This is a genomic window from Mycobacterium sp. 852002-51163_SCH5372311 (genome assembly GCF_001667115.1).
Lineage (GTDB): Bacteria > Actinomycetota > Actinomycetes > Mycobacteriales > Mycobacteriaceae > Mycobacterium.
The window spans coordinates 1-22,853 of the sequence record NZ_LZIJ01000010.1 but is presented as its reverse complement, the minus strand read 5'-3'; the positions used below and the strand labels follow the sequence as shown (position 1 = coordinate 22,853).

The 22,853-nt window shown below is 65.8% G+C and carries 24 protein-coding genes and 1 pseudogene; 5 read left to right on the top strand and 20 right to left on the bottom strand.

Features of this window, described 5'->3' with window-relative positions; genetic code table 11:
* Positions 1 to 3: 3 nt before the first annotated feature.
* The 7 genes from A5791_RS00820 to A5791_RS00790 all read right to left on the bottom strand — a co-directional run bounded on the left by A5791_RS00820 (position 4) and on the right by A5791_RS00790 (position 5,920).
* Positions 4 to 873 (bottom strand): MaoC/PaaZ C-terminal domain-containing protein, encoded by an 870-nt coding sequence (locus tag A5791_RS00820; RefSeq protein WP_067229419.1) that lies wholly within the window; start codon positions 871 to 873, stop codon positions 4 to 6.
* Positions 870 to 1,310: an SRPBCC family protein gene (locus A5791_RS00815; RefSeq protein WP_067229416.1), complete on the bottom strand. Its 441-nt coding sequence runs from the start codon at positions 1,308 to 1,310 to the stop codon at positions 870 to 872. Before A5791_RS00815 ends, A5791_RS00820 begins: the two co-directional genes overlap by 4 nt.
* Before the next feature lie 36 nt (positions 1,311 to 1,346).
* A complete protein-coding gene (locus A5791_RS00810) occupies positions 1,347 to 2,537 on the bottom strand; it encodes a lipid-transfer protein (RefSeq protein WP_067229412.1) in 1,191 nt (396 codons plus the stop codon).
* Positions 2,538 to 2,630: 93 nt separating this feature from the next.
* Entirely contained in the window at positions 2,631 to 3,272 is a 642-nt protein-coding gene (locus tag A5791_RS00805) for a TetR/AcrR family transcriptional regulator (protein ID WP_067229409.1), read from the bottom strand.
* Positions 3,273 to 3,366: 94 nt separating this feature from the next.
* Positions 3,367 to 4,275, bottom strand: a complete 909-nt coding sequence (gene truB / locus A5791_RS00800; protein ID WP_255397589.1) for a tRNA pseudouridine(55) synthase TruB — start codon at positions 4,273 to 4,275, stop codon at positions 3,367 to 3,369.
* Positions 4,272 to 4,946 (bottom strand): 4'-phosphopantetheinyl transferase, encoded by a 675-nt coding sequence (locus tag A5791_RS00795; RefSeq protein ID WP_067229404.1) that lies wholly within the window; start codon positions 4,944 to 4,946, stop codon positions 4,272 to 4,274. The genes truB and A5791_RS00795 overlap by 4 nt, the downstream gene beginning before the upstream one ends.
* On the bottom strand, positions 4,943 to 5,920 hold the full coding sequence (locus tag A5791_RS00790; protein WP_067229402.1) for a metallophosphoesterase: 978 nt from the start codon (positions 5,918 to 5,920) through the stop codon (positions 4,943 to 4,945). Before A5791_RS00790 ends, A5791_RS00795 begins: the two co-directional genes overlap by 4 nt.
* A gap of 135 nt (positions 5,921 to 6,055) precedes the next feature.
* Between A5791_RS00790 and A5791_RS00785 the strand changes: the two genes are divergently transcribed.
* A complete protein-coding gene (locus A5791_RS00785; protein WP_067229398.1) occupies positions 6,056 to 6,658 on the top strand; it encodes a DUF3558 domain-containing protein in 603 nt (200 codons plus the stop codon).
* Positions 6,659 to 6,721: 63 nt separating this feature from the next.
* Positions 6,722 to 8,341, top strand: coding sequence for a CocE/NonD family hydrolase (locus tag A5791_RS00780; RefSeq protein ID WP_082966665.1), 1,620 nt, complete (start codon positions 6,722 to 6,724; stop codon positions 8,339 to 8,341).
* Here the strand turns inward: A5791_RS00780 and A5791_RS00775 are convergent.
* Genes A5791_RS00775 through A5791_RS00760 form a run of 4 tightly spaced genes read right to left on the bottom strand, consistent with a single transcriptional unit; the run spans position 8,300 to position 9,731 of the window.
* Entirely contained in the window at positions 8,300 to 8,860 is a 561-nt protein-coding gene (locus A5791_RS00775) for a DUF1802 family protein (RefSeq protein WP_067229391.1), read from the bottom strand. The two genes, A5791_RS00780 and A5791_RS00775, sit on opposite strands and share 42 nt — an antisense overlap.
* Entirely contained in the window at positions 8,857 to 9,105 is a 249-nt protein-coding gene (locus tag A5791_RS00770) for a DUF2277 family protein (RefSeq protein WP_067229456.1), read from the bottom strand. The genes A5791_RS00775 and A5791_RS00770 overlap by 4 nt, the downstream gene beginning before the upstream one ends.
* Before the next feature lie 21 nt (positions 9,106 to 9,126).
* On the bottom strand, positions 9,127 to 9,519 hold the full coding sequence (locus A5791_RS00765; RefSeq protein WP_067229388.1) for a type II toxin-antitoxin system VapC family toxin: 393 nt from the start codon (positions 9,517 to 9,519) through the stop codon (positions 9,127 to 9,129).
* Positions 9,516 to 9,731, bottom strand: coding sequence for a type II toxin-antitoxin system Phd/YefM family antitoxin (locus tag A5791_RS00760; RefSeq protein WP_067229453.1), 216 nt, complete (start codon positions 9,729 to 9,731; stop codon positions 9,516 to 9,518). Before A5791_RS00760 ends, A5791_RS00765 begins: the two co-directional genes overlap by 4 nt.
* Positions 9,732 to 9,788: 57 nt before the next feature.
* On the opposite strand from A5791_RS00760, the gene A5791_RS00755 reads away from it, so the two are divergent.
* Both A5791_RS00755 and A5791_RS00750 read left to right on the top strand, forming a co-directional pair.
* Positions 9,789 to 10,538: an enoyl-CoA hydratase gene (locus tag A5791_RS00755; protein WP_067229385.1), complete on the top strand. Its 750-nt coding sequence runs from the start codon at positions 9,789 to 9,791 to the stop codon at positions 10,536 to 10,538.
* A gap of 59 nt (positions 10,539 to 10,597) precedes the next feature.
* Positions 10,598 to 11,779, top strand: a complete 1,182-nt coding sequence (locus tag A5791_RS00750) for an RtcB family protein (RefSeq protein WP_067229383.1) — start codon at positions 10,598 to 10,600, stop codon at positions 11,777 to 11,779.
* Positions 11,780 to 11,788: 9 nt separating this feature from the next.
* On the opposite strand, the gene A5791_RS00745 is transcribed toward A5791_RS00750, so the two are convergent.
* The 9 genes from A5791_RS00745 to A5791_RS25680 form a co-directional block, all read right to left on the bottom strand.
* Positions 11,789 to 12,871, bottom strand: coding sequence for an ABC transporter ATP-binding protein (locus tag A5791_RS00745; protein ID WP_067229378.1), 1,083 nt, complete (start codon positions 12,869 to 12,871; stop codon positions 11,789 to 11,791).
* A gap of 4 nt (positions 12,872 to 12,875) precedes the next feature.
* Positions 12,876 to 14,168 (bottom strand): ABC transporter substrate-binding protein, encoded by a 1,293-nt coding sequence (locus A5791_RS00740; protein WP_067229374.1) that lies wholly within the window; start codon positions 14,166 to 14,168, stop codon positions 12,876 to 12,878.
* A 5-nt stretch (positions 14,169 to 14,173) separates the two neighbouring features.
* Positions 14,174 to 14,959 (bottom strand): carbohydrate ABC transporter permease, encoded by a 786-nt coding sequence (locus tag A5791_RS00735; RefSeq protein ID WP_067229370.1) that lies wholly within the window; start codon positions 14,957 to 14,959, stop codon positions 14,174 to 14,176.
* A 35-nt stretch (positions 14,960 to 14,994) separates the two neighbouring features.
* A complete protein-coding gene (locus A5791_RS00730; RefSeq protein WP_369827995.1) occupies positions 14,995 to 15,936 on the bottom strand; it encodes a carbohydrate ABC transporter permease in 942 nt (313 codons plus the stop codon).
* Between the two features lie 108 nt (positions 15,937 to 16,044).
* Positions 16,045 to 17,388, bottom strand: coding sequence for an MATE family efflux transporter (locus A5791_RS00725; protein WP_067229365.1), 1,344 nt, complete (start codon positions 17,386 to 17,388; stop codon positions 16,045 to 16,047).
* On the bottom strand, positions 17,381 to 18,391 hold the full coding sequence (locus A5791_RS00720) for a bifunctional oligoribonuclease/PAP phosphatase NrnA (protein ID WP_067229362.1): 1,011 nt from the start codon (positions 18,389 to 18,391) through the stop codon (positions 17,381 to 17,383). Before A5791_RS00720 ends, A5791_RS00725 begins: the two co-directional genes overlap by 8 nt.
* Entirely contained in the window at positions 18,366 to 18,839 is a 474-nt protein-coding gene (gene rbfA, locus A5791_RS00715) for a 30S ribosome-binding factor RbfA (protein WP_067229359.1), read from the bottom strand. The genes A5791_RS00720 and rbfA overlap by 26 nt, the downstream gene beginning before the upstream one ends.
* Positions 18,839 to 21,583, bottom strand: a complete 2,745-nt coding sequence (gene infB, locus A5791_RS00710) for a translation initiation factor IF-2 (RefSeq protein ID WP_067229355.1) — start codon at positions 21,581 to 21,583, stop codon at positions 18,839 to 18,841. Before infB ends, rbfA begins: the two co-directional genes overlap by 1 nt.
* A gap of 64 nt (positions 21,584 to 21,647) precedes the next feature.
* Positions 21,648 to 21,905 (bottom strand): YlxR family protein, encoded by a 258-nt coding sequence (locus tag A5791_RS25680; protein WP_369827994.1) that lies wholly within the window; start codon positions 21,903 to 21,905, stop codon positions 21,648 to 21,650.
* Positions 21,906 to 22,376: 471 nt separating this feature from the next.
* On the opposite strand from A5791_RS25680, the pseudogene A5791_RS00705 reads away from it, so the two are divergent.
* Positions 22,377 to 22,853, top strand: a pseudogene (locus A5791_RS00705) (hypothetical protein); the annotation flags it as partial.

Sequence of the window (22,853 nt, the reverse complement as noted above, 5' to 3'; positions counted from 1 at the left end):
ATGTCAGTCGGCGATTTCCGCCAGTCCATCGGTGATCGCCACCTCGACGCCGTCGCCTCTTGTGGTTTCGAATGCGTAGCTGGTGATTCCTTTCGCAGCAACCTTTTTCCAGATCTTGGTCTCCAGGTCATCGCCGGGCAACACCGGTTTGGAGAATCGGACCGCGAGCCGCTTGAGCCGGTTCACGTCGGAATCGGCCAACTCGGTGAGCACCGCCCAGGAGGTGAACGCCATGGTGCACAATCCGTGGGCGATGATTCCGGGCAGCCCGGCGTCCCTGGCCACGTCCTCGTCGAGATGAATCGGCATCGGATCACCGGCTGCCGGGGAGTAGCGAAACGTCTGGTCTGCGTCGATGTGCTGCAGAACCTTGGCAACCGGGGCCTTGGCGCGCAGCGTGTCGTCGAACTTGTGGCTCGGGCTCAATTCGCCCACCGCCTTGCCGACGTTGAACCCGCGAACGAACGTGGTCACATACTGCTCGTTGACCAGTGCACCATCCTCGGTTCGGCATTCGAGCAGGATGGCCGCCCGGGTACCCTTCTCCAGGCCTTCGTAGCCGATCATCTTGGAGCGCGAAACCAGTTTGTCACCGGGTCGGATCGGCCGATGGAAGCGAAAGTCCTGCTCTCCGTGCACCACTCGCGGTATCAGTTCGACTGGCATCACGTCGACTGCCGGGATGAGCAGCGCTTCGAATACTGGGACGATCGCGAATACCGGCGGCGCCACCTCCCCCGACCGGTGCGCCGCGATCGGATCATTGGTGGCCGCCGCATACTCGGCCAGCCGTTCCCTCGTTACCTCGAACCGCTCGTCGTCGGTCCACTGATTCAGGGCGTTGTCGTCGAACTGCAGCTCGTGGCTTGTCATGCCGACGCCGACGCCAATTCGTCGAGTTGATCCAGCGTCTTGGCAAGCTGCTTGACGCCGTCCTTTTCCACCGCTTTGCCCAGCGCGCCCTTGATCATCGCCCCTTCGAAGTCACCGGACACGGTGAACCTGGAGCCGGTGCCCTCCGGCGCAATATCGAACGTGAACTGCGCCTTGACGCCTGCCATGCCGGTGCCCCCCAGCACCAAATGGTTTGGCGCGTCGACCGATTCGATTGTCCATTCGATCTTGTTGGCCATCCCCAGCATGACGATCTTGGCGGTCAGCTTGGCGCCCTCGCTCAGCGCGGCCGGTGGTTCCGCGAGCCATTTTTCGTGCACGGTGAACCATTTGTCCCAGTTGGCCAGGTCAGCGACCGTGTCCCACAGTGCTTCCGGACTGGCGGCCAGGTCCCGGGTGGCTTCGATGTGTCCCATGTGAATGCTTCCGTGTTGGCTTTCGTCGTTGCCGGATCAGCGTTGCGCTCGTTGATATGCGGTGACGACGGCCGCACCGCCGAGCCCGATGTTGTGCTGCAGCGCCGCGGTGACACCCTCGACCTGACGCTTGTCGGCGGTGCCGCGCAGTTGCCAGGTCAACTCGGCGCACTGCGCCAAACCGGTGGCGCCCAATGGATGGCCTTTGGAGATCAGGCCGCCGGACGGGTTGACCACCCACCGTCCGCCGTAGGTGGTGTCACCGTTGTCGATCAGCTTGGGCGCCTCGCCCTCTCCGCACAGGCCGAGAGCCTCGTACAGCAGCAGTTCGTTGGCAGAAAAGCAGTCGTGCAGCTCGATCACCTGGAAGTCTTCTGGCCCCAGACCCGATTGTTCGTAGACGCGTTGCGCCGCTTGGACGTTCATGTCGTAGCCGATGAGCCCTTTGCAGGTGCCGTCGAAGGTCGAAGTGAAGTCGGTCGTCATGGCCTGTCCCACGATCTCCACCGCCTGGCCGGCCAGGCCGTGCTTGTCGACGAAGGCTTCCGAGGCCACAATCGCCGCGCCGGAGCCATCCGAGGTCGGCGAGCACTGCAGTTTCGTGAGCGGGTCGTAGATCATCCGCGACGCCAAGATGTCGTCGAGGGTGTAGGACTCCTGGAATTGCGCGTACGGATTGTTCACCGAATGCTTGTGGTTCTTGTAGCCGATTTTCGCGAAATGCTCTGCGGTGCTTCCGTATTTCTTCATGTGTTCGCGACCGGCGGCGCCGAACATCCAGGGTGCCGCCGGAAAGAGCACCTCGGAGATCTCGGCCATCGCCATCACATGCTTGTCCATCGGTTGCGCACGGTCGTCATAGCTCGTGGACAGCGATCCCGGCTTCATCTTCTCGAAACCCAGCGCGATCGTGCAGTCTGCCAATCCACCGCGGATCGCTTGGGCGGCAAGGTAAAGCGCTGTCGATCCGGTCGAGCAGTTGTTGTTGACGTTGACGATCGGAATGCCAGTCAGGCCTAACTCGTACAGTGCCCGCTGACCGGACGTCGATTCCCCGTAGACATAGCCGACGTAACCCTGCTCGACCTCGGAGTATTCGATGCCGGCATCTTCGAGCGCCTTTGTCCCCGACTCTCTGGCCATGTCGGGGTAGTCCCAGCCCTCGCGGCGGCCCGGCTTCTCGAATTTCGTCATGCCGACGCCTACCACGTACACCTTGTTCGTCACGACATTCCTCTCGAAGAAACATACACACCAGATTGTATCTTGCAACAATTGTCGGCAGAAGGTCAACAGCGGTGCGACAAAGGCACGGCGGCGCTATTCAGACAACGACTCCGGCAAAATCTCGGTAAGGCGGGGGCGCAGGTCGGCGCAGGCCCGCTCCCAACGCCGCCGAGCGCGGTCGGCATCTTGTTCGACGAAGCTGGCGACGAGTATTCCGCGCAGTGCGTCCATCGCGGTGTAGGCCACGTCCCGGATCTGCTTTTGCTCCTGCTGTTCGGGGATCAGCTGGGCAATCGCCGCGATCAGCGCGCTGTTGACCAGCGGCTCCACCCGCTGGATCTGACGCGCCAATACCGAATCTGTGCGAGCCGCAACCCAAAGTTCCACTGCGGCAACGAACATAGGTCCCTGATGCGCCTCCCACATGAAGTCCAGCACGGTTGAAATCAGATCGGAGCTGGCTTTGACACGGCCCAGCTCTGCGATTGCGGCTTGAGCGCGCTGCTGGGCCAGATGCTCGATGGCGGCGACCACCAGATCTTCCTTCGACGGGAAGTGGTGAATCTGAGCGCCACGGGTAACTCCTGCCAACTCGGCTACCCGGGGCGTGGTGGTCCCCGCATAACCATAGGCGATCAGGCATTCGATGGTCGCGTCCAGTAAACGCGCCCGCGTCGCCGCACTGCGCTCTGCCTGGGTGCGCCGGACGCTCCGGCCGTCGACTTCCGTGGCCACCGCTCACCCCTCCTCACCACGACGATGGTCCTGGCGAGGTCAACAGTACATGCTGAAGTGCATCTAACGTGCAGTTGTTCCGAGTCCCGGTCGGTCAGAGCGTCGCCGGACGGATTACCACGACGGGCATGGTCCGCGAGCCCTCGTCACGCAACAGCGCGATTACCCGGCCGCCGGGGTCGCAGGCGGCGTAGACCCCGTCGATGCCGGCGGGAGCAAGCGAGCGGCCGTGGCCGGTCGCCTCGGCTTCATCGGCGGTCAGGTCGCGGCGCGGGAACAGCAACAGGCAGGCCTCGTCGAGGGTCAGGCTCAGCCGGGGCCGCTCCGCCAGCTCGTCCAGCGAGCACGCCCGGTCCAGCGTGAAGCGCCCGACCCGGGTGCGCCGCAGCGACGTCAGGTGCCCACCGACCCCGAGCTCCTCGCCCAGGTCGCGGGCCAGCGCGCGGATGTAAGTGCCCGACGAGCAGTCCACTTCGACGTCCAGGTCCACCAGCTGATCCTCGCGTCGAACAGCGACCAGCTCGAACCTCTCGATGCGCACCGGCCGGGCTTTCAGCTCGACGGTGTGACCCTCGCGGACCAACCGGTAGGCGCGACGGCCGCCGACCTTGATCGCGCTGACCACCGACGGCACCTGCATGATGTCACCACGCAGCCCCTCGATCGCGGCACCGATTACCTCAGGTGTCAGGTGTGCAGCCGAAACCGATTGCAACACTTGACCTTCGGCGTCCTCGGTGGACGTCGTCTGGCCGAGCCGGATGGTGGCGGCATACGACTTGGACGCCGCGGTCAGCAGGCCGAGGATCTTGGTGGCACGGTCGATCCCGATCACCAGCACGCCGGTGGCCATTGGGTCCAGCGTCCCCGCGTGTCCCACCCGGCGGGTGGAAAAGATGCGGCGGCAGCGTCCCACCACGTCGTGACTGGTCATGCCGGCCGGTTTGTCCACGACGACGATCCCTGGATTGGGGCCCGGGCTGAGCTCGGTAGCTGAACTCACAGCACGATGGCGGTCAGCACCAAATCGCGCTCCACCGACCAGCGCCCGCGCAGGGCGGTTAGCGGGGGACCGGTCAGCGCGGCACCGTCGATCAGTATCTTGGAGACGAACTCGCCGGTGTTCCCTTCGCTGTCGACGTCGAAGACGATGTGAGCGTCCTCGAAACCCAGCCAGCGCTTCGTCAACGGGAACCAGGCCTTGTATGTCGCCTCTTTGGCGCAGAACAGGATTCGGTCCCAATGCAGCCCCGCGGGCAGGGTGGTGATTTCGTGACGTTCCTCGTCGATCGTGATCGCGTCGAGCACGCCATTGGGTAACACGTCATGCGGCTCGGCGTCGATGCCCACCGAGCGCACCGCGCTACTGCGTGCCACCACCGCGCCGCGATAGCCGGTGCAGTGGGTGAGGCTGCCCACCACGCCTTCGGGCCAGCACGGTTCCCCCTTGTCGCCCTTCAGGATCGGTACCGGAGGCAGGCCGAGCTCACCCATCGCGATGCGGGCGCAGTGCCGGGCGGTGACGAACTCGTTGCGCCGCTTGGCGACCGACTTCGCGATCAGCGGCTCTTCTTCGGGCAGCGGGGACAGCCCCGGCGGGTCGGAGTACAACTCCGCGTACGCCATGTCCCGCGCGTCGGGCAACACCGATGACACCAGCATGACGGGCGTCATCGAGATTGCCGCTGCCGCAACCGTTCCCGGAACTGGGCGGCCTGCGCCCGCATCTCGGGGGTGATCACGAAATGTCCGCCGAAGTCGTTGAGGTAACCCGGCGCGTACTGGGGATCCGGCAACACCTGCCGCAGCCAGCTGTACGGCTTGCGGCGCCGCCACTCGCGCGGGTAGCCCACCGACACCTCCTCGAATCGCACATCGTCATACCAGGTGGTGCGGGGAATGTGTAAGTGGCCGTAGACCGAACAGACGGCGTTGTAACGGGTGTGCCAGTCCGCGGTCTTGGTGGTTCCACACCACAGCGAGAACTCCGGATAGAACAAGGCGTCGCAGGGCTCTCGCACCAGTGGAAAGTGATTCACCAGCACGGTCGGTGTCATCCAGTCCAGCTGTTCGAGGCGGGCTCGGGTACTGGCCAGGCGCTCCCGACACCAAGCCTCGCGGGTGTGGTACGGCTCCGGCGAGAGCAGGAATTCATCGGTGGCCAGCACATTGCGCTGGCGCGCGATGGCCAAACCCTCGGCTTTGCTGGTCGCCCCCTGTGGCAGAAAGCTGTAGTCGTAGAGCAGGAACATCGGGACGATGGTGGCCGGACCGCCGCGCTCGGTCCATACCGGGAACGGGTGCTCGGGCGTCACCACGCCCATCTCGTCGCACATGTTGACCAGGTATTCGTACCGCGCTCGGCCGAAGATCTGGTTCGGATCGCGGCTGGTGGTCCACAGCTCGTGATTGCCGGGCACCCAGATCACCTTGGCGAACCGCCGCCGCAGCAGGTCCAGCGTCCAGCGAATCTCGTCGGTGCGCTCGGCAACGTCACCGGCCACGATCAGCCAATCGTCCGGCGACGACGGGTTCAGCGACTCGGCGACGGGTTTGTTGCCGGTGTGACCGGTGTGCAGGTCCGAGATCGCCCATAACGTCGGTTGCCCGCCGTTCGTCGACCTCCACCCCGGTTCTTGCCCAGCCACGAATAACCACCCTAACGGCCCGGCCGCAGCACCACCGGCACGCCCGCCGAGCTAGCACAAGTTCTAGTTTCACTGTGACGGCGAGCAACCGACTTGTATAGTCCGGGCAAAGGACCGCCGATCACAGGGGGTGTCGTGTTAACCAGGTTGCGACTGATCGGAGCGCTTGCCGCATTAGTGGCAGCTGTTTCGGTGGGCACCCTCAGCTGGCAGGGCGTCACCCCCTCGGCGAGCGGACACGGGCCGGTCCGGCTGCGCTCCACCGCGCAACCGATCAGAACCCCGATGCCGGTGGAAACCACCATGAAGAGCCCCATCGTGGCAACCACCGACCCGCGCCCGTTCGACGCGTGCGAGGACATCCCGTTCGACGCCCTGCAGCGGCTGGGGTTGGCGTTCACTCCGCCCGAACACGAAGACGGGCTGCGCTGTCACTTCGACGCGGGCAACTATCAGATGGCCGTCGAACCGATCATTTGGCGGACCTACGAGCAGACGCTGCCCGCTGACGCGCTCGAGACCACGATCCAGGGACACCGCGCCGCCCAGTACTGGGTGATGAAGCCGACCTATCACAACAGCTTCTGGTTCTACTCCTGCATGGTGGCCTTCAAGACCAGCTACGGGGTGCTCCAGCAGGCCTTGTTCTTCTCGACGGTCTACTCCAACCCCGAGGTCGACTGCATGCCCACCAACTTGCAACGCGCCAACGACCTCGCCCCGTTCTACAAGTTCTGAGTCGCCTCAACCGTCGTGCAGCTCCGGGCGCGCACCAAGATCAGAAGAGCCCGCGACGCTGCCATGGGCCGGCTCTTGCGTCTCCCGCGCGCGACCAATCGCTTCACCGTGAGCCCCGTCCGGATTCCCATGCGCGACGGCGTCGATATGGTGGCCGACCACTACGCCCCCGTTACTGACCGCCCTGCCGGCACCTTGTTGGTGCGCGGACCCTACGGCCGAGAGTTCCCCTTCTCGCTGATGTTTGGCCGGTTGTATGCCACTCGCGGGTACCACGTGGTGCTGCAGAGCGTGCGTGGGACGTTCGGGTCGGGCGGCGTTTTCGAGCCGATGGTCAACGAGGCCGCCGACGGTGCGGACACAGTTGCGTGGCTGCGTGAACAACCGTGGTTCACCGGCCGATTCGGCACTGTCGGACTGTCGTACCTCGGTTTCACCCAGTGGGCACTGCTGCAGGATCCGCCGCCGGAGCTTGCCGCATCCGTGATCACCGTGGGACCGCACGACTTCAGTGCGTCGGTGTGGGGCACCGGCTCCTTTGCGATCAACGATTGCCTGAGCTGGAGCGATCTGGTTTGCCACCAGGAGGATCCCCATCAGCTGCGGGCCAGGATTCGCCTGATGACAGCGCCGCGCAAAGTGGAACGGGCGATCCGCGAGTTGCCGATCGGTACGTCGGCCCGGTCCCTGCTGGGCGCGGGCGCGCCCTGGTTCGAGTCGTGGATCGAACACCCCGCCGCCGACGACCCGTTTTGGGGCCCGATGCGGTGCTCCGCCGCGCTGGACCGCGTGCAAGTGCCGGTGCTGCTGCTGAGCGGCTGGCAGGACATCTTTCTGCGCCAAACGCTGGAGCAGTACCGGCGCCTGCGCGACCGAGGGGTCGACGTCGCGGTGACCATCGGCCCCTGGACACACATCGACATGGTCTTCGGGGCGCTGCCCACCACCTCCCGCGAATCACTGGACTGGCTTGACGCTCACCTCGGTGGCGCGCCGGCCGTGCAGCGCAGCGCCGTGCGCGTCTTCGTCACCAATCAGGGCTGGCGCGACCTGCCCGACTGGCCACCCGCTACGACCGATTGCGCCCTGTACCTTCAGCCCGGCGGCGGCCTCGGCAAGGTCGCGCCGCAATCCAGCGCCGCACCCGCAACGTTTCGGTATGACCCCGCCGACCCGACGCCGACCACCGGCGGACCGTTGCTGTCCCCACGCGGGGGGTACCGCAACGACACCCGGCTCGCGTCGCGCGCAGACGTGCTCGCCTTTACCAGCGCCACCCTCACCGAGGATGTCTGCGTGTACGGGAATCCCGTCGTCGAGTTGGCGCACACCTCGGACAATCCCCACGTCGACCTGTTCGTCCGGGTGAGCGAGGTCGACCCGAAAGGCCGGTCGCGCAACGTCAGCGACTGTTATCGGCGACTGGATCCCGGGGATGCGGTGGTCAGCCTCGAACTCGACGCCACCGCGCACCGGTTCCGGGCGGGCTCACGTATCCGCGTGCTGGTGACCGGTAGCTGGTTCCCGCGCTACGCGCGCAATCTGGGTAGCGACGAACCTCTGCTGACGGCCCGGCAAGCGCAGACGGTCACCCATTCGGTGCACTTTGGGCGCTCCCGGCTGGTGCTTCCGGTCGATGCCTCATCCGACGGCGTCGCGAACCCGGGCGGCGACCTGCGCTAGCGCCGCGTCGCTGTGTACCGGCGCACCCAAGGTGGGTTCGACCGGAAGCTGGACCCAGCTGGCGCAACCGGCGTATTCCGGGGTGCGGATTATCCGTACCGGCCCGGTCAGCGGAATCGCCTGGACTACCAGCACGGCCAGCTTGCGCTTCGGCCGGAAGTCGAGCCGGTCGGCGCGCACCGACTCAGCGGTCCAGATGTGCAGGTCTTCGATTTCCCGCAGGCCGTCAGGCCGGTTGACTTCAAGCGCCGCAACCACTTTCGCGGCCGCCCTCAGCGTCACATGCTCGTCGGTGCTGTCCGCGGCCGCCGGGGCCAGCAGGTCACGGTGTTCGGGCCGCACGCGTCGGGCGTGGCTGTGCGCGACCGTCGGGAACAACAGGAATTCGCGGGCGGCCACTTCGAACCGCTTCTCGTTGATGCCGCCCTTGCGCAACAGGATCCGCTGACGTCCTTCGAGCAGCGCGTGCACCGCCGCGCTCCACTCCTTGAGCGCGGGGGCGGTGGCAACCTGCGTCATCCGACGCCGAGTCGGCGCAACGGCGGCACCGTCTTGGGCGGCTGGCGCCGCGGCGGCAGCGCTTGCAGCAGCCGGGTCGTCGTGTCGGTGACCTCGGCGACCGCTGCCTCGAACGCCTCGGCATTAGCCGCCGACGGGTGGGTGATGCCGCTGACCTTGCGCACATACTGGCGCGCCGCCGCCGCGATCTCCTCGGCCGTGGCCGCGGGCTGCAATCCGCGCAGTTCGGTGATGTTCCGGCACATGCCCTCAACCATAAGCGCCGCCTACCAAACAGTGACCGGACGCGGATGCCGATGACTCCGCAGCCGCTTGTCCTTGGTCACCAATCGCCAGCCGTTCTCTACGGCGGTCGCGTAGATCAATCGGTCGGCTGGGTCGCCGGGGAACGACGACGGAAGCGAAACCGCGGTCGCGGCCACCGAGGGGGTGATGCCTACAGTGCGAAGGTGCCGGGCGAGTCGCTGCAACCAGGACCGAACCGGGATCGTGAGTCGGATGCGCTCGTGATGGGCGAGCCACGCCAGTTCGAACCACGTGATCGCGGCAACCGCGAGCTCGTCGGCCTGTTCCACGGCGTGCGCCGCGGCTTGGCTGAGCCGGTCCGGCTCGGCCGCCCACCAGTGCACCACATGGGTGTCAAGCAGCACCGTCGTCACGAAGCGTTCCAGGAGACGCCGGTGGTGAATAGCTCGTCGTCATCGGCGGCCGTCATCGCCACTCCGGACAACCGGCCCTTCAGGGGGTGAGATCCGGTCGCCGACACCAGCCGGGCCACGGTGCGGCCGTGTTTGGTGATCTCGATTTCCTCGCCTTCTGCGACTTCGTCAAGCAGGGCGAGGATTTTCGCCTTCACCTCGGTAGCGGTCATTTTTCTGGTCATATGGCTAGCATACTGGTCCGATCGATCCTGGCTACGGTTGCTCCTATGACCGACGACATCCTGCTGATCGACACTGACGAACGGGTGCGCACGCTGACCCTCAACCGGCCACAATCCCGCAATGCGTTGTCCGCAGCGCTGCGGGACCGCTTCTTCGGGGCGCTGACCGACGCGGAGACCGACGACGGCGTGGACGTCGTCATCGTCACCGGCGCCGACCCGGTGTTCTGCGCCGGACTGGACCTCAAGGAACTGGGCGGCCAGTCGGCGCTGCCGGACATCTCGCCGCGCTGGCCCGCGATGACCAAGCCGGTGATCGGCGCCATCAACGGCGCCGCGGTCACCGGCGGGCTGGAGCTGGTCCTCTACTGCGACATCGTCATCGCCTCCGAGCAGGCGCGCTTCGCCGACACCCACGCCCGGGTGGGTCTGCTGCCCACCTGGGGACTGAGTGTGCGCCTGCCACAGAAGGTTGGGGTGGGCCTGGCCCGGCGGATGAGCCTGACCGGGGACTACCTGTCCGCAGCCGACGCGCTGCGGGCCGGTCTCGTTACCGAGGTGGTGCCACACGATCAGCTGCTCACCGCCGCGCGGCAGGTGGCGACCACCATTGTCGGCAACAACCAGAACGCGGTACGGGCGTTGCTGGCGTCATACCACCGGATCGACGAATCAGCGACGAGCGAGGGGCTGTGGCTGGAAGCGATGGCGGCCAGGCAATTCCGGACCAGCGGCGACGACATCGCCGCCAATCGCGAGGCCGTGCTGCAGCGCGGACGGTCCCAGGTGCGCTAACGCTGGGACACGTAAAAATTCGGAAGCTTTCTGGACGGTTGCGGGCCATGATTGGTCCTATGAAGCGCGTCGGCGGGCACAAGTTGCTCAACTTCGCCTCACAGATCGACGACAGCACAATCGAACAGGCCAAGCAGACCGCAGCAATGCCGTTCGTGCACCCGCATGTTGCGCTGATGCCCGACGCCCACACCGGTAAGGGCTCCGCGGTCGGGACGGTGATCCCGACATTGGGTGCCGTGATCCCCGCCGCGGTGGGCGTGGACATCGGCTGCGGCATGATCGCCGCGCGAACCAAGTACACCAAGGACGACATCGCCGATCTGCCGCTGCGGGAAGTACGCTGCTCCATCGAGTCGGCCATTCCGATGAGCAAGGGCGGTTACAACGACCGCGCAGACCGCTTCGACTTCACCGCCGAGCGCATCGAATCCCTGGAACGCCAGGCAGAGTCGAGCGGAGTCGACCTGCGCCACTCCCCCAACTGGCGCCTACAGATGGGCACCCTCGGCGGCGGTAACCACTTCATCGAGCTGTGCCTCGACAACAACGATCACGTCTGGATGTTCCTGCATTCCGGCAGCCGCGGCGTCGGCAACAGGATCGCCAACCGCCACATCAAGATCGCCCGGCAGCTGATGGCGCAGTTCTGGATCAAGCTGCCGAACCCGGACCTGGCGTACCTGCCGCAGGGCACACGTGAATTCACCAGCTACATCACCGAACTGAGGTGGGCACAGGCATTCGCGCTGGCCAACCGGGCCGAGATGATGGACCGCTTCCGGCAGGTTCTCGCCGAGCACATGAACGACGACCCCGCCGGTATCGAGGCCGACCGGGTGAATTGTCACCACAACTACACGACGGTGGAAAACCACGGCGGCAAGGACGTCTGGATCACCCGCAAGGGCGCGATCAACGCCAACAATGGTGTGCGGGCGGTCATTCCGGGCAGCATGGGCACCCGCTCCTACATTGTCGCCGGCCTCGGCAACAAGGCCGGCTTGTGCAGCGCCCCGCACGGTGCGGGCCGGCGCTTTTCGCGCACGGAGGCCCGCCGGCGTTTCACTGCGGACGATCTGGCGCAGGCGATGCGTGGCATCGAGTACCGCCACGGCGACGCGTGGATCGACGAGATCCCCGGGGCGTACAAGGACATTGACGTGGTGATGGACGACGCGCGCGACCTGGTCAAGATCGACTTCGAGCTGCGCCAGATCCTCAACGTGAAGGGCGAGTGACCGCGGCACTCACCGGATGCGGTTCCCGGTTTGGCCGTCAAAGAAGCAGACCTCGCGCGGGTGCGGCACGATCGACAACGAGTCACCCACGTTCACCGCTGTCCGACGGTCGGTGCGGAACACGATGCGGTTCGCCCGTGACGACCAGCCGTCCTGCTCGACGGGCGTTGCGTAGACGAATGATTCGAAGCCGAGCTCTTCCACCAGCTCGACGACCACCGGCAAAGCTCCCGGGGCGTCGGCCGCCACGACATCCCAGGACTCCGGGCGAACACCGACCAGCACACGCTGGCTGGCTGAACGCGGAACCGGTATCGCCAAATCGGGTGATTTCACGCTGCCTCCGGCAACGGTGGCGTCGATCAGGTTCATCGCAGGCGCGCCGATGAACGTGGCCACGAACGTGTTGACCGGATCGTCATAGAGCACCCTGGGTGTGTCAACCTGCTGCAGCACACCGTCTTTGAGCACGGCGACCCGATCGCCCATCGTCATCGCCTCTACCTGGTCGTGGGTGACGTAGACGGTGGTGGTGCCCAGCCGCCGCTGCAATCCGGAGATCTGCGACCGAGTGCTCACGCGTAACTTGGCATCGAGATTGGACAGCGGCTCGTCCATGCAAAACACTTGGGGCCGTCGCACGATAGCGCGTCCCATCGCCACCCGCTGACGCTGCCCACCGGACAGCTTCGACGGCTTACGATCAAGCAGGTCAGTCAATTCGAGCATGTCGGCGACTTCGAGCACTCGTTTTCGGGTATCCGCGCGCGAGACGCCGGCGTTGCGCAGTGCGAACCCCATGTTCGCCGCGACCGTCATATTTGGGTAGAGCGCATAGTTCTGGAAGACCATGGCGACGTCACGCGCCCGCGGCGGGAGGTGCGTCACGTCTACGTCGTCGATGGTGATGCGGCCGCTGGCAACGGATTCCAGCCCGGCCAGCATTCGCAGGGTGGTGGACTTGCCGCAACCGGACGGGCCGACCAGCACCAGGAACTCGCCGTCGGCGATGTCGAGGTCCAAGTTGTCCACCGCCGGAGCGTCGGCGCCGGGATAGCGGTGGGTGACTGCGGAATAATGAACTCTGGCCATTGCGCTAGACCGGCAACTTCCGCCTGATCTGGCGGTCGTAAATGACGCGTAGCTGCTTGTTTATGTCGGTGAAAGTTGTGGTCACGTCGGATCCTTTCAGTCCGATGGATTCCAGACCTGCCGAGATGATGCGGTCACCGCCGGGCAGGAAAACGCGGGCATAGTCCTGCGGGCGGGTGTGCGGGAGCTGGTCCAGCGCGACCCGGGCGCGCGGATTGTCCGCCAAGTATTTCTGCTCGTCGGGATCATTCGCGGCCGACTTTCGGACCGCCAGATATCCGGTGTGCTGGCTGAAATAGGCAGTGTTCTGCGGGTTGGTGACAAAGCCAATGAATCTGAGCGCGTTGAGCTTTCGCTCTTCGGACAGTTTGCTCGGAATCGCCAGGCCCGCCCCGCCGGTCGGACATGCCGGTGCACCGCCCGGCCCGGTGGGCAACGGTGCCGCCCCGAAGTCGAATCGGGCAGCGGCGGTGATGCCCATCAGAGCGCCGGTCGACGCCACGGCCGACGCAAGTATGCCGGTGGCGAATTCATTGGCGAGGTCGTGGGCGATCGCGGCGTAACCCTTGCCGTGGATGGAGTTTCGCAGAAAGTTGCCCGCCGATATCGTGGCCGGGTCGGTGAACTTCAGTGCCCATTTGTCCGAGTAAGCCCCACCGAACGCCCAGTTCGGACCTTCGAAAGTCCAGGAGATCCCTTGGGCATTGGCCCAGCCGTGTGCCCACTTCCCGGCACCGACGACCCGCTGCAGCTGCGGACCCCATTCGTCGAACTCTTGCCAGGAGTGCGGCCCGCGGTCAGACAGACCGGCCCGTTCCCAGACGTCTCTGTTGTAGTAGAACAGCGGTGTCGAGCGCGCATAAGGCAGTGCGTAGTGCTTCCCGTCGAACTCGAAATCGGCGAGCAGTGCGTCGACGTAATCGGTTGTGTCCACACCGACTTGACCGAAGAGTTGATCTAGCGGCGTGAGGACGCCGCTGAGGGCGAAATGGAACCACCAGATGTCGTCGAGCACAACGACATCGGGCACGTCGGTGCCGATCAGCGCCGCATTGAACTTCTGCGCAACCTCGTCGTAGTCCTTGCCGGCGTCGATCAGCTTGACCTGCTGGCCGGGAAACTGGCTCTGAAAGCGGCCGATCAACTCTCTTTCCACCGCGCTGGATTGGCCGGGGTGATTGGACCAAAACGAAATCGGCCCAGGCCCTGATTTGATCCCACCGCTACGACCCATTCCCGCACAACCGGTCGCCAGCCCTGCTAAGGCAAGGAACTTTCTGCGACTCAGAGCGTCCATACGCGTCAGCCTTTGACTGCGCCGGAGGTGAGGCCCTTGATCATCTGCCGCTGCAAGACGACGAAGATGAGCAGGATGGGCAGCATGGCGAGCAGCGTCACCGCCATCACCGGGCCCCAATTCGTGACACCTTCGGCCTGCTGCAGGAACGTCAGGCCCACCGGCAGCGGTGCCACCGATTCGTCGTCGGACATCAGGAACGGCCAAAGGTACTCGTTCCATTCGTTGACCACAGTGATGATGCCGAAGGCCACCATGGTGGGCCCGGACATCGGCAACACCACCCGAAATAGCAGCTGCCACCAGCGCGCGCCATCCATCTCGGCGGCTTCGATGACCTCGGCAGGCAGCGAGAGAAAGTGGTTGCGCATCAGGAAAGTTCCGAACGCCACCCCGGCCAGCGGCAGGATGATGCCCGCAAACGTGTTGCGCAGACCGACCTGGGAGATCAACGCGTAGTTGGAGATAACGGTGATCTGGTTGGGAACCATCAGCGCGGCGATGATCAACAGGAACACCGCGTTGCGGCCCGGGAATCGCACAAACACCAGACCGAATGCGCTGAGCACGCCGAGCACGAACTTCACCGCTGCCAGTACCGACGTGATGATCACCGAGTTGCGCAGGAACGTCCAGAACGGGATCTGCCCGGTGGCCGTCCGGTAGTTCTGCGGGTGCCAGTGCGGCGGCCACCAGGTGGTCGGCTGCGAATAGATGTCGGGCTGGTTCTTGAACGACGTGAAGAAGACGAATGTCAGCGGTCCTGCGATCAGGGCGACGACAAGCAGCATCGCCGTGTAGCCGAGCAGCCGTGCCGATCTCGCCCTCACTGCCGCTGCCCTCGATCCATCACCCGCACCTGGTAGTAGGTAATGGCCAGCAAGACAAGGAACATGATGGTGGCGACGGTGGCGCCGTAACCGGCCCGGAAGTTGCGGAACGTCTCCAAATACACCTGGAACACCATGGTCGTGGTGCCGGTTCCCAGCGGCCCGCCTCTGGTCATGACGTTGATGACGTCGAACACCTGCAACGAGTTGATCAGCACGGTGATGGACAGGAAGAACGTGGTCGGGCGCAGTTGGGGCAGCAGCACTCGGTAAAAGGTGGACCAGCGGCTGGCGCCGTCGATTTCGGCCGCTTCCAACAGGTCTCGGCGCACACCTTGCAACGCGGCGAGATAGATGACGAACGTGTAGCCGAGGTTCTTCCACACGTAGGTGACCGTCACCATGAACAGCGCCCAGTGCGGGTCCTGGTAGAAGTCGGGCACGCCGGCGCCGATACGGTGCAACAGATCCTGTATCAAACCGAAATGTGGGTCGAAGACGAACTGGGCCGCCAGTCCGACGGCGGCACCGGAGATCACAAACGGCGCGAACACGGTCGAGCGCACCAGGTTTCGTCCGCGCAACGGTTGATCGAGCAGCATGGCCAGAACCAGACCCAGCACCATCGAGCCGATCACCGCCGCCGCGGTGAATACCGCTGTGTTGAAGACGATCTGGCGGGTGTCCGAACGGGTGAACCACTCCGCGTAGTTGGACAACCCGACGAACTGCGCGCTGGGATCGGAGATGTTCCAGTCGAAGAACGACAGCCGGATGTTGTCGGCTAACGGGCGGTAGATGAACACCAATAGCAGCGCCACATTGGGGCCCACCAGCATGGCGAACAGCGCGTAGTCGCGCGCGCGATCTTTCGATGACCGCCGCCGTGTCTGCCGCGTCACCGTCACCGGCGCAGTGTAACTCGGAGCACGGTTCATGCGTCGAGATCGACCTTATCGTGGGGTGCACTCGCAAAAATTCGCGCTGGCGCCGATCTCGCGGCGGCTATCGGTGCACCGCCGAGATGGTTACGCCCGAAAATGCCGTTACGTCGCCCCCGGCACCGCCCACCGGCCGGACAGTGCCCGCGATCCGACAAAGACCAATCGCAATACGACGAATATGCTCAGCCCCGACCAGATGCCGGTCAGTCCCCAACCGTAGACCAGCGACAACCAGATCGGCGGCAAGAAGCCGACCAGCGCGCTGACGATGGTCGCGGTGCGCATGTACGCCGCGTCACCCGCACCCAACAGCACCCCGTCGAGCGCGAAAACGATTCCCGCGATCGGTAATTGGGCGACCAAAAACCACCAGGGCACGCCGATCACAGCGAGCACGGATGGGTCGTCGGTGAACAGTTCGGGCAGTACTCGGGCGCCGATCCCGAAGCCCGCGGCCAGGATTCCCGCTGCCACAAACGAAGACACCGTCACCCGCCGTGCCACCGCCTTCGCGTCGGCGACGTCGCCGGCACCCAGCGCCGCACCGACGAGCGACTGCGCCGCAATGGCCAACGAGTCCAGAACCAGCGCAAGGAAATTCCAGAGCTGTAGCACCACCTGGTGGGCGGCGACCGCCGCGGCACCGAACCTCGCCGCGACTGCCGCGGACGACACGTAGCAGACCTGAAACGACAGGGTTCGCAGGACCAGGTCACGGCCCATCACCAGTTGCGCGCGCAGCACTGCGCTGTCGGGCCGAAGGGATGCCCGCTCGGCAAGCAACGCGCCCAAGAACAACACGGCGGCCACCCACTGGCCGACCAAATTCGCGACCGCAGAACCGGGTAACCCCCAGCGGGGCAACCCCAGCCAGCCGTAGACGAGTAGTGGGCAGAGCAGAGCCGAGAGCCCGAAACCCGCGAGCACGTAGCGCAGCGGGCGCAAGGTGTCCTGCACGCCGCGCATCCAGCCGTTTCCGGCAAGCGAAACGAGGATCGCGGGCGTGCCCAGTATGGCGACTCGCAGCCAGGGCAACGCCGCCGCTGCAATGGCCGATCCTCCTGCGGCGCCTGGCTTGCTGCCGGCGATCACGGCCACCAGCGGGGCCGCCGTCGCCTCCACCACGATGACGATCAATGCACCAAGGCCGAGCGCCAACCACGTCGCCTGTACGCCTTCGGTGACCGCCGCTGCCCGGTCGGCGGCGCCGAAATATCGCGACGAACGCGCTGTGGTGCCGTAGGACAGGAAGTTCAACTGCGACCCCAGCATGCCGAGTATCAGGCTGCCGATGGCAAGGCCTGCCAGCGCCAGCGCCCCGAGACGACCGACCACGGCGGTGTCGAACAGCAGGTACAACGGCTCGGCCGCCAGCACACCCAGCGCGGGCAACGCCAGCTTGGCGACTTCCCGGCCGCCGGCGGCCGGTCGGTCCGGGTCAGCCAAGAGCGGCGCGCAGCGACGCCACGACGTCCTCGATCGAGCCGGCGGTCGAATAGCCGGCGGCCAGCCGGTGGCCCCCGCCGCCGAACGCCGACGCGACCGCCGCCAGATCCACGTCCTTCTTGGCCCGCATCGACACCGACCACTGTTGCGGGTCAACCTCTTTGAACACCGCCGCCACTTCGGCCTGTTGGGTGGTGCGCACGATATCGACTACGCTTTCGACTTCCTCCGGACGCGCGCGAACCCATTCCTGGTTGTCGACGACCGCATAAACGAGACCCCGCCCGGCCACCGCCTCCGGCACCAACTGCGCGGAGCCCAGCACCCGCGACAGCATCGGCAACCACCCGAACGGATGGCTGTCCATCACCGTGCGGCTGATGGCGGCGTTGTCCACGCCGAGGTCGACCAGCCGGGCGCCCAGCCGTAGCGCGCGGGCGCTGGCCCAGCGGAACGAGCCGGTGTCCGTCGTCAACCCGGCGTAGATGCAGTGCGCCACGTCCAGCTCGATCGGCTTCTCCCACGCGTCGAGCAGTTCGGCGATCATCATCGTGGTCGAATCAGCCGACAGGTCAACGAAATTCGCGGTGCCGAACAAGTCATTGGAAGCGTGGTGGTCGATGACCAGCAGCGGCCGGTCGCCACCGGCCAGATCACTCAGCGCGCCCAGCCGTTTGACACTCGGAACGTCAACGGTCACAACCAGATCCACGTCACGGCGCAGCGTGTCGGGCCCGACCAGCAAGTCGCAGCCGGGCAACGATCGCAGCGACTCCGGCAGGGTGGCCGGCGCGGCGAAGCTGACCTCGACCTCTTTGCCGCACTTGTCCAGCACCAGGGCCAATGCCAGCCCGGCGCCAATGGTGTCGGCGTCGGGGTGCACGTGGCAGATCACCGCGACGGTCTGCGCCGCGGCCAGCAGCTCGACGGCGCCGAGGGCGTCGACGCGCGTCTCCGCGACCCCGGTCCCGGGCAGCTCAGTCTTCGGATCGATCGCCGTCACCGGTGTCCTCAGGCTCAGCTGACGGTTGTCGGTAAGGGTCGGGCTCCCCGGCCGGCTTGGCGCCCACTCGAACCCGGGCCAGATCTTCATCGGCAGCGCGGGCCCGGGCCAGCAACTCCTCCATGTGGCGAGCGCTGTCGGACGTCGTGTCCCGGGTGAATGTCAGGGTAGGGGTGAACCGCACGCCGGTGCCTGCCCCGACCTTGGTGCGCAATGTCCCCTTCGCCCGTTCCAGCGCGGCCGCCGCGGCGGCGTAATCCGGCTCGTCGTCCAGCGATGGCCCCATCACCGTGTAGTACACGGTCGCGTCGTGCAGGTCGGCGGTCACCTTCGCGTCGACGATGGTGACGCCGGACAGCCCGGGATCCTTGATCTCGAACTCGATCGCGCTCGCGACGATCGTGTTGATCCGCTTGGCCAGCCGGCGCGCTCGGGCCGGGTCAGCCATTACGCGCGTTCCTTTTGCACCAGCTCGTAGGACTCGATGACGTCGCCTTCCTTGAGGTCGGAGTAGCCCAGCGTCATACCGCATTCGAAGCCGTCGCGCACCTCTGTCACGTCGTCCTTTTCCCGCCGCAGCGAGTTGATCGAGAGGTTTTCGACCACCACGATGTTGTCCCGCAACAGCCGGGCCTTGGCGTTACGGCGCACCACACCGGAGGTGACGAGGCAGCCGGCGATGAGACCGACCTTGGAGGACCGGAACAGGGCGCGGATCTCGGCGCGGCCCAGCTGGTTCTCCTCGTAGATCGGCTTGAGCATGCCGCGCAGGGCCTTCTCGATTTCGTCGATCGCCTGGTAGATGACCGAGTAGTAGCGAATGTCCACGCCCTCGCGGTTGGCCAGCTCCGTCGCTTTGCCTTCGGCGCGCACGTTGAAGCCGATGATCACCGCGTCGGAGGCCGACGCCAGGTTGACGTTGGTTTCGGTGATGCCGCCGACGCCGCGGTCGATGACCCGCAGCACCACCTCGTCGTCGACCTGGATACTCATCAGGGCCTCTTCCAGGGCCTCGACCGTACCGGCGTTGTCGCCCTTGAGGATCAGGTTCAGCTGGCTGGTCTCCCGCAACGCCGAGTCCAGATCCTCCAGGCTGATCCGCTTGCGCGAGCGCGCGGCCAGGGCATTGCGCTTGCGGGCGCTGCGCCGGTCCGCGATCTGACGGGCGATGCGGTCCTCGTCGACGACCAGGAAGTTGTCACCCGCGCCCGGCACCGACGTGAACCCGATGACCTGCACCGGACGCGACGGCAGTGCCGCGTCGACGTCGTCGCCGAATTCGTCGACCATGCGGCGAACGCGACCGTACGCGTCGCCGGCGACCACGGAGTCGCCGACACGCAGGGTGCCGCGCTGAATCAACACGGTGGCAACCGGTCCGCGGCCACGGTCCAGGTGCGCCTCGATCGCCACGCCCTGGGCCTCCATGTCGGGGTTGGCGCGCAGGTCCAGCGCGGCGTCGGCGGTCAGCACGACCGCCTCCAGCAGGGCCTCGATGTTGGTTCCCTGCTTGGCGGAGATGTCGACGAACATGGTGTCGCCACCGAAATCCTCTGCCACCAAACCGTATTCGGTGAGCTGAGCGCGGATTTTGGCCGGATCGGCACCCTCTTTGTCGATCTTGTTGACGGCCACCACGATCGGTACGTCGGCCGCTTGCGCGTGGTTGATGGCCTCAACCGTTTGCGGCATGACGCCGTCGTCGGCGGCGACCACCAGGATCGCGATGTCGGTGGCCTTGGCGCCGCGGGCACGCATGGCGGTGAACGCCTCGTGACCCGGAGTGTCGATGAAGGTGATCAGCCGCTCGGTGCCGTCGAGGTCGACGCTGACCTGATAGGCACCGATGTGCTGGGTGATGCCGCCGGCTTCGGCCTCGCGGACGTTGGCCTTACGGATGGTGTCCAGCAAGCGGGTCTTCCCGTGGTCGACGTGACCCATTACCGTCACCACCGGCGGACGGATCTGTAGATCGCCCTCGTCTCCTGAGTCTTCCCCGTAGGAGAGATCAAAAGATTCCAGCAGCTCGCGGTCTTCGTCTTCGGGGCTGACGACCTGGACGTTGTAGTTCATCTCGCTGCCCAGCAGCTCGAGGGTCTCGTCGCCCACCGACTGCGTGGCCGTCACCATCTCGCCGAGGTTGAACAGCGCCTGCACCAGCGCCGCCGGGTTGGCATCGATCTTTTCGGCGAAGTCGCTGAGCGATGCGCCGCGGGCGAGCCGGATGGTCTCGCCGTTGCCGTGCGGCAACCGGACGCCGCCGACTACCGGAGCCTGCATCGAGTCGTATTCCTGGCGCTTCTGCCGCTTGGACTTGCGGCCACGTCGAGGGGCGCCGCCAGGACGCCCGAAGGCGCCCGCGGCACCACCGCGCTGGCCTGGACGGCCGCCGCCGCCACCGGGACCTCCGCCAGGACGGCCACGGAAGCCACCGCCGCCGGGCGCTGCGCCTACTCCGCCACCGCCGCCGCGGTAGTTCCCGCCGCCGCCGTCGGTGCGCCCGCCACCGGGACCACCGGGTCGGCCGCCACCGGGTCGCGGCGCGCCGGAACGCGCCGGGCGGACGGGTCCGCCGGCCCCACCTGGGCGGGGCGGCATGCTGCCGGGCGACATGCCCGGCCGTGGGGCGCCGGGCCTGGGCGCGCCGGGACGCGGCGCAGGCGGACGCGGGATCGGCCGGTCAACGGGCTGGGCCGACGAGAACGGGTTGTTGCCGACCCGGGGCGGACGAATCCCCGGCTTCGGCGCCGGGCCGGGACGCGCGCCGGGCGTAATCCCAGGATGGGGAGCCGGATGGCCGGGCGCCTGCCCGGGGGCCGGTGCTCCCGGCCGAGGGCTTGGTGCCGGCGGTGCGGGTGCCTCAGCGGCCGGCGCCGGCGGCGCGGTAGCCACGCCGCGGGAGTCCTTGGCGGCCTCGCCGTTGCCGACGGCCTTGTCAATCGCGTTATCCAGGGCGGCGTCGACCGACTTGTCGACGGAGTTGCCCTTGGCTTCCGGCGCCTTTTCCGCAGCCTTGTCGGGGGCCGGCTTGCTGCCACCGAACGACTCGCGCAGCCGGCGAGCGACGGGAGCCTCCACCGTCGACGATGCGGATTTGACGAATTCGCCCTGTTCATTCAGCCGGGCGAGAACTTCCTTGCTGGTTACACCGAGTTCCTTAGCCAACTCGTGTACGCGGGCCTTACCTGCCACTACATCTCCTGTCCATGAGGCGACAGTCGTGGGCCGCGCCTCGGGGTTTAGCTATGACGCATTGTCATCGGGACTTCACGGTGTGCTCATGTTCTTTGCTACCTGTTCTGTTGACCGTCGGGTCGGGCCCACTCAAGCCACTGATGTGCTCGACCACCGCGGATGTGTCCGGCGAACCGGCGATACGCAACGCTTTGCTGAAAGCCCGCCGCCTAATCGCTTGTCGCACGCACTGCGGTACGGGATGCAGCCACGCACCCCGCCCCGGCAGGCTACTCGCTGCGTCAACGGTCAGGGCGTATTCGCCGTTCCCGGTCGACACAGCAACCACTCGAAGCAGTTCGACGGCCAGCTCTCGCTTTCGGCACCCGACACACGTCCGCACGGGACCATCTGTGCGTCTGTGCGGCCTGCTCGTCTCGGGAGCCGAACGCTCGCGCTGGATCACGGCTCAGTCTAGCGTCACCTGGCCGATGGTCAGAACCGCCCACATCCACTCACCCCATTCGACTCGCTCGGCGGTGCGGGCTTGCAGGTCCGGTGAAGGTTCGCGGCTCGGTAAGCGTCCCGACGGGACGACGGCCTCAACGAACCTTCTGGCTTTACCGATTGTGTACACGTCAAATGGGCCGAGCACGGATGAATTCAAGTAGCTCGTTTACCGCACACCGGACACCCGCAAAACGTACTGTCTGCCTAGGAAGCGTTGTTTAGCTCGCCAGCTTTTCGGAGAACGGCTGCGACGCTCGGCTGGCACCCTGGGCGGCCGGACCAAGCCAAAGGAGACGGTCCCATGACGATTGCGAATACGTCCGCGCTAGACGCTATCGGCGCCCGTGCCATCCCGGAATTCGATGGCGTTCATGACGTCTGGCCTCGCGGAAAAAGGTTGGCCGCGATCCGCGAGGCTGCCACCGCATATAAAGCCCGGTTCAAAAGCCAGGGCCAGATTCATGCAGTGAGGTCGATCGATGTCGCGACCGCACCGTACCCAACCGGTTTCGCGTTCCACTTCGCGGCGATCGCACCGCACGTGCCGATGATCTCGATCATGAACCGGATGGCCGTCGTCGAGTATGACGATTTCGCCGGCGAGCGGCGGATCCTCGTGTTCGAACCGACCGTGACCGCCGGGTCGGCGGAGGCACCGTTCTATCGGTCGCTGCTCGAACTGGGCGAGAAGGTACCGCTCGGCATGGGATTACGGTTGACCGAGGCGACGTACCTCAAGTACTACAACGAACCTCAGGACGCGCTGCGCGAGCTTGGG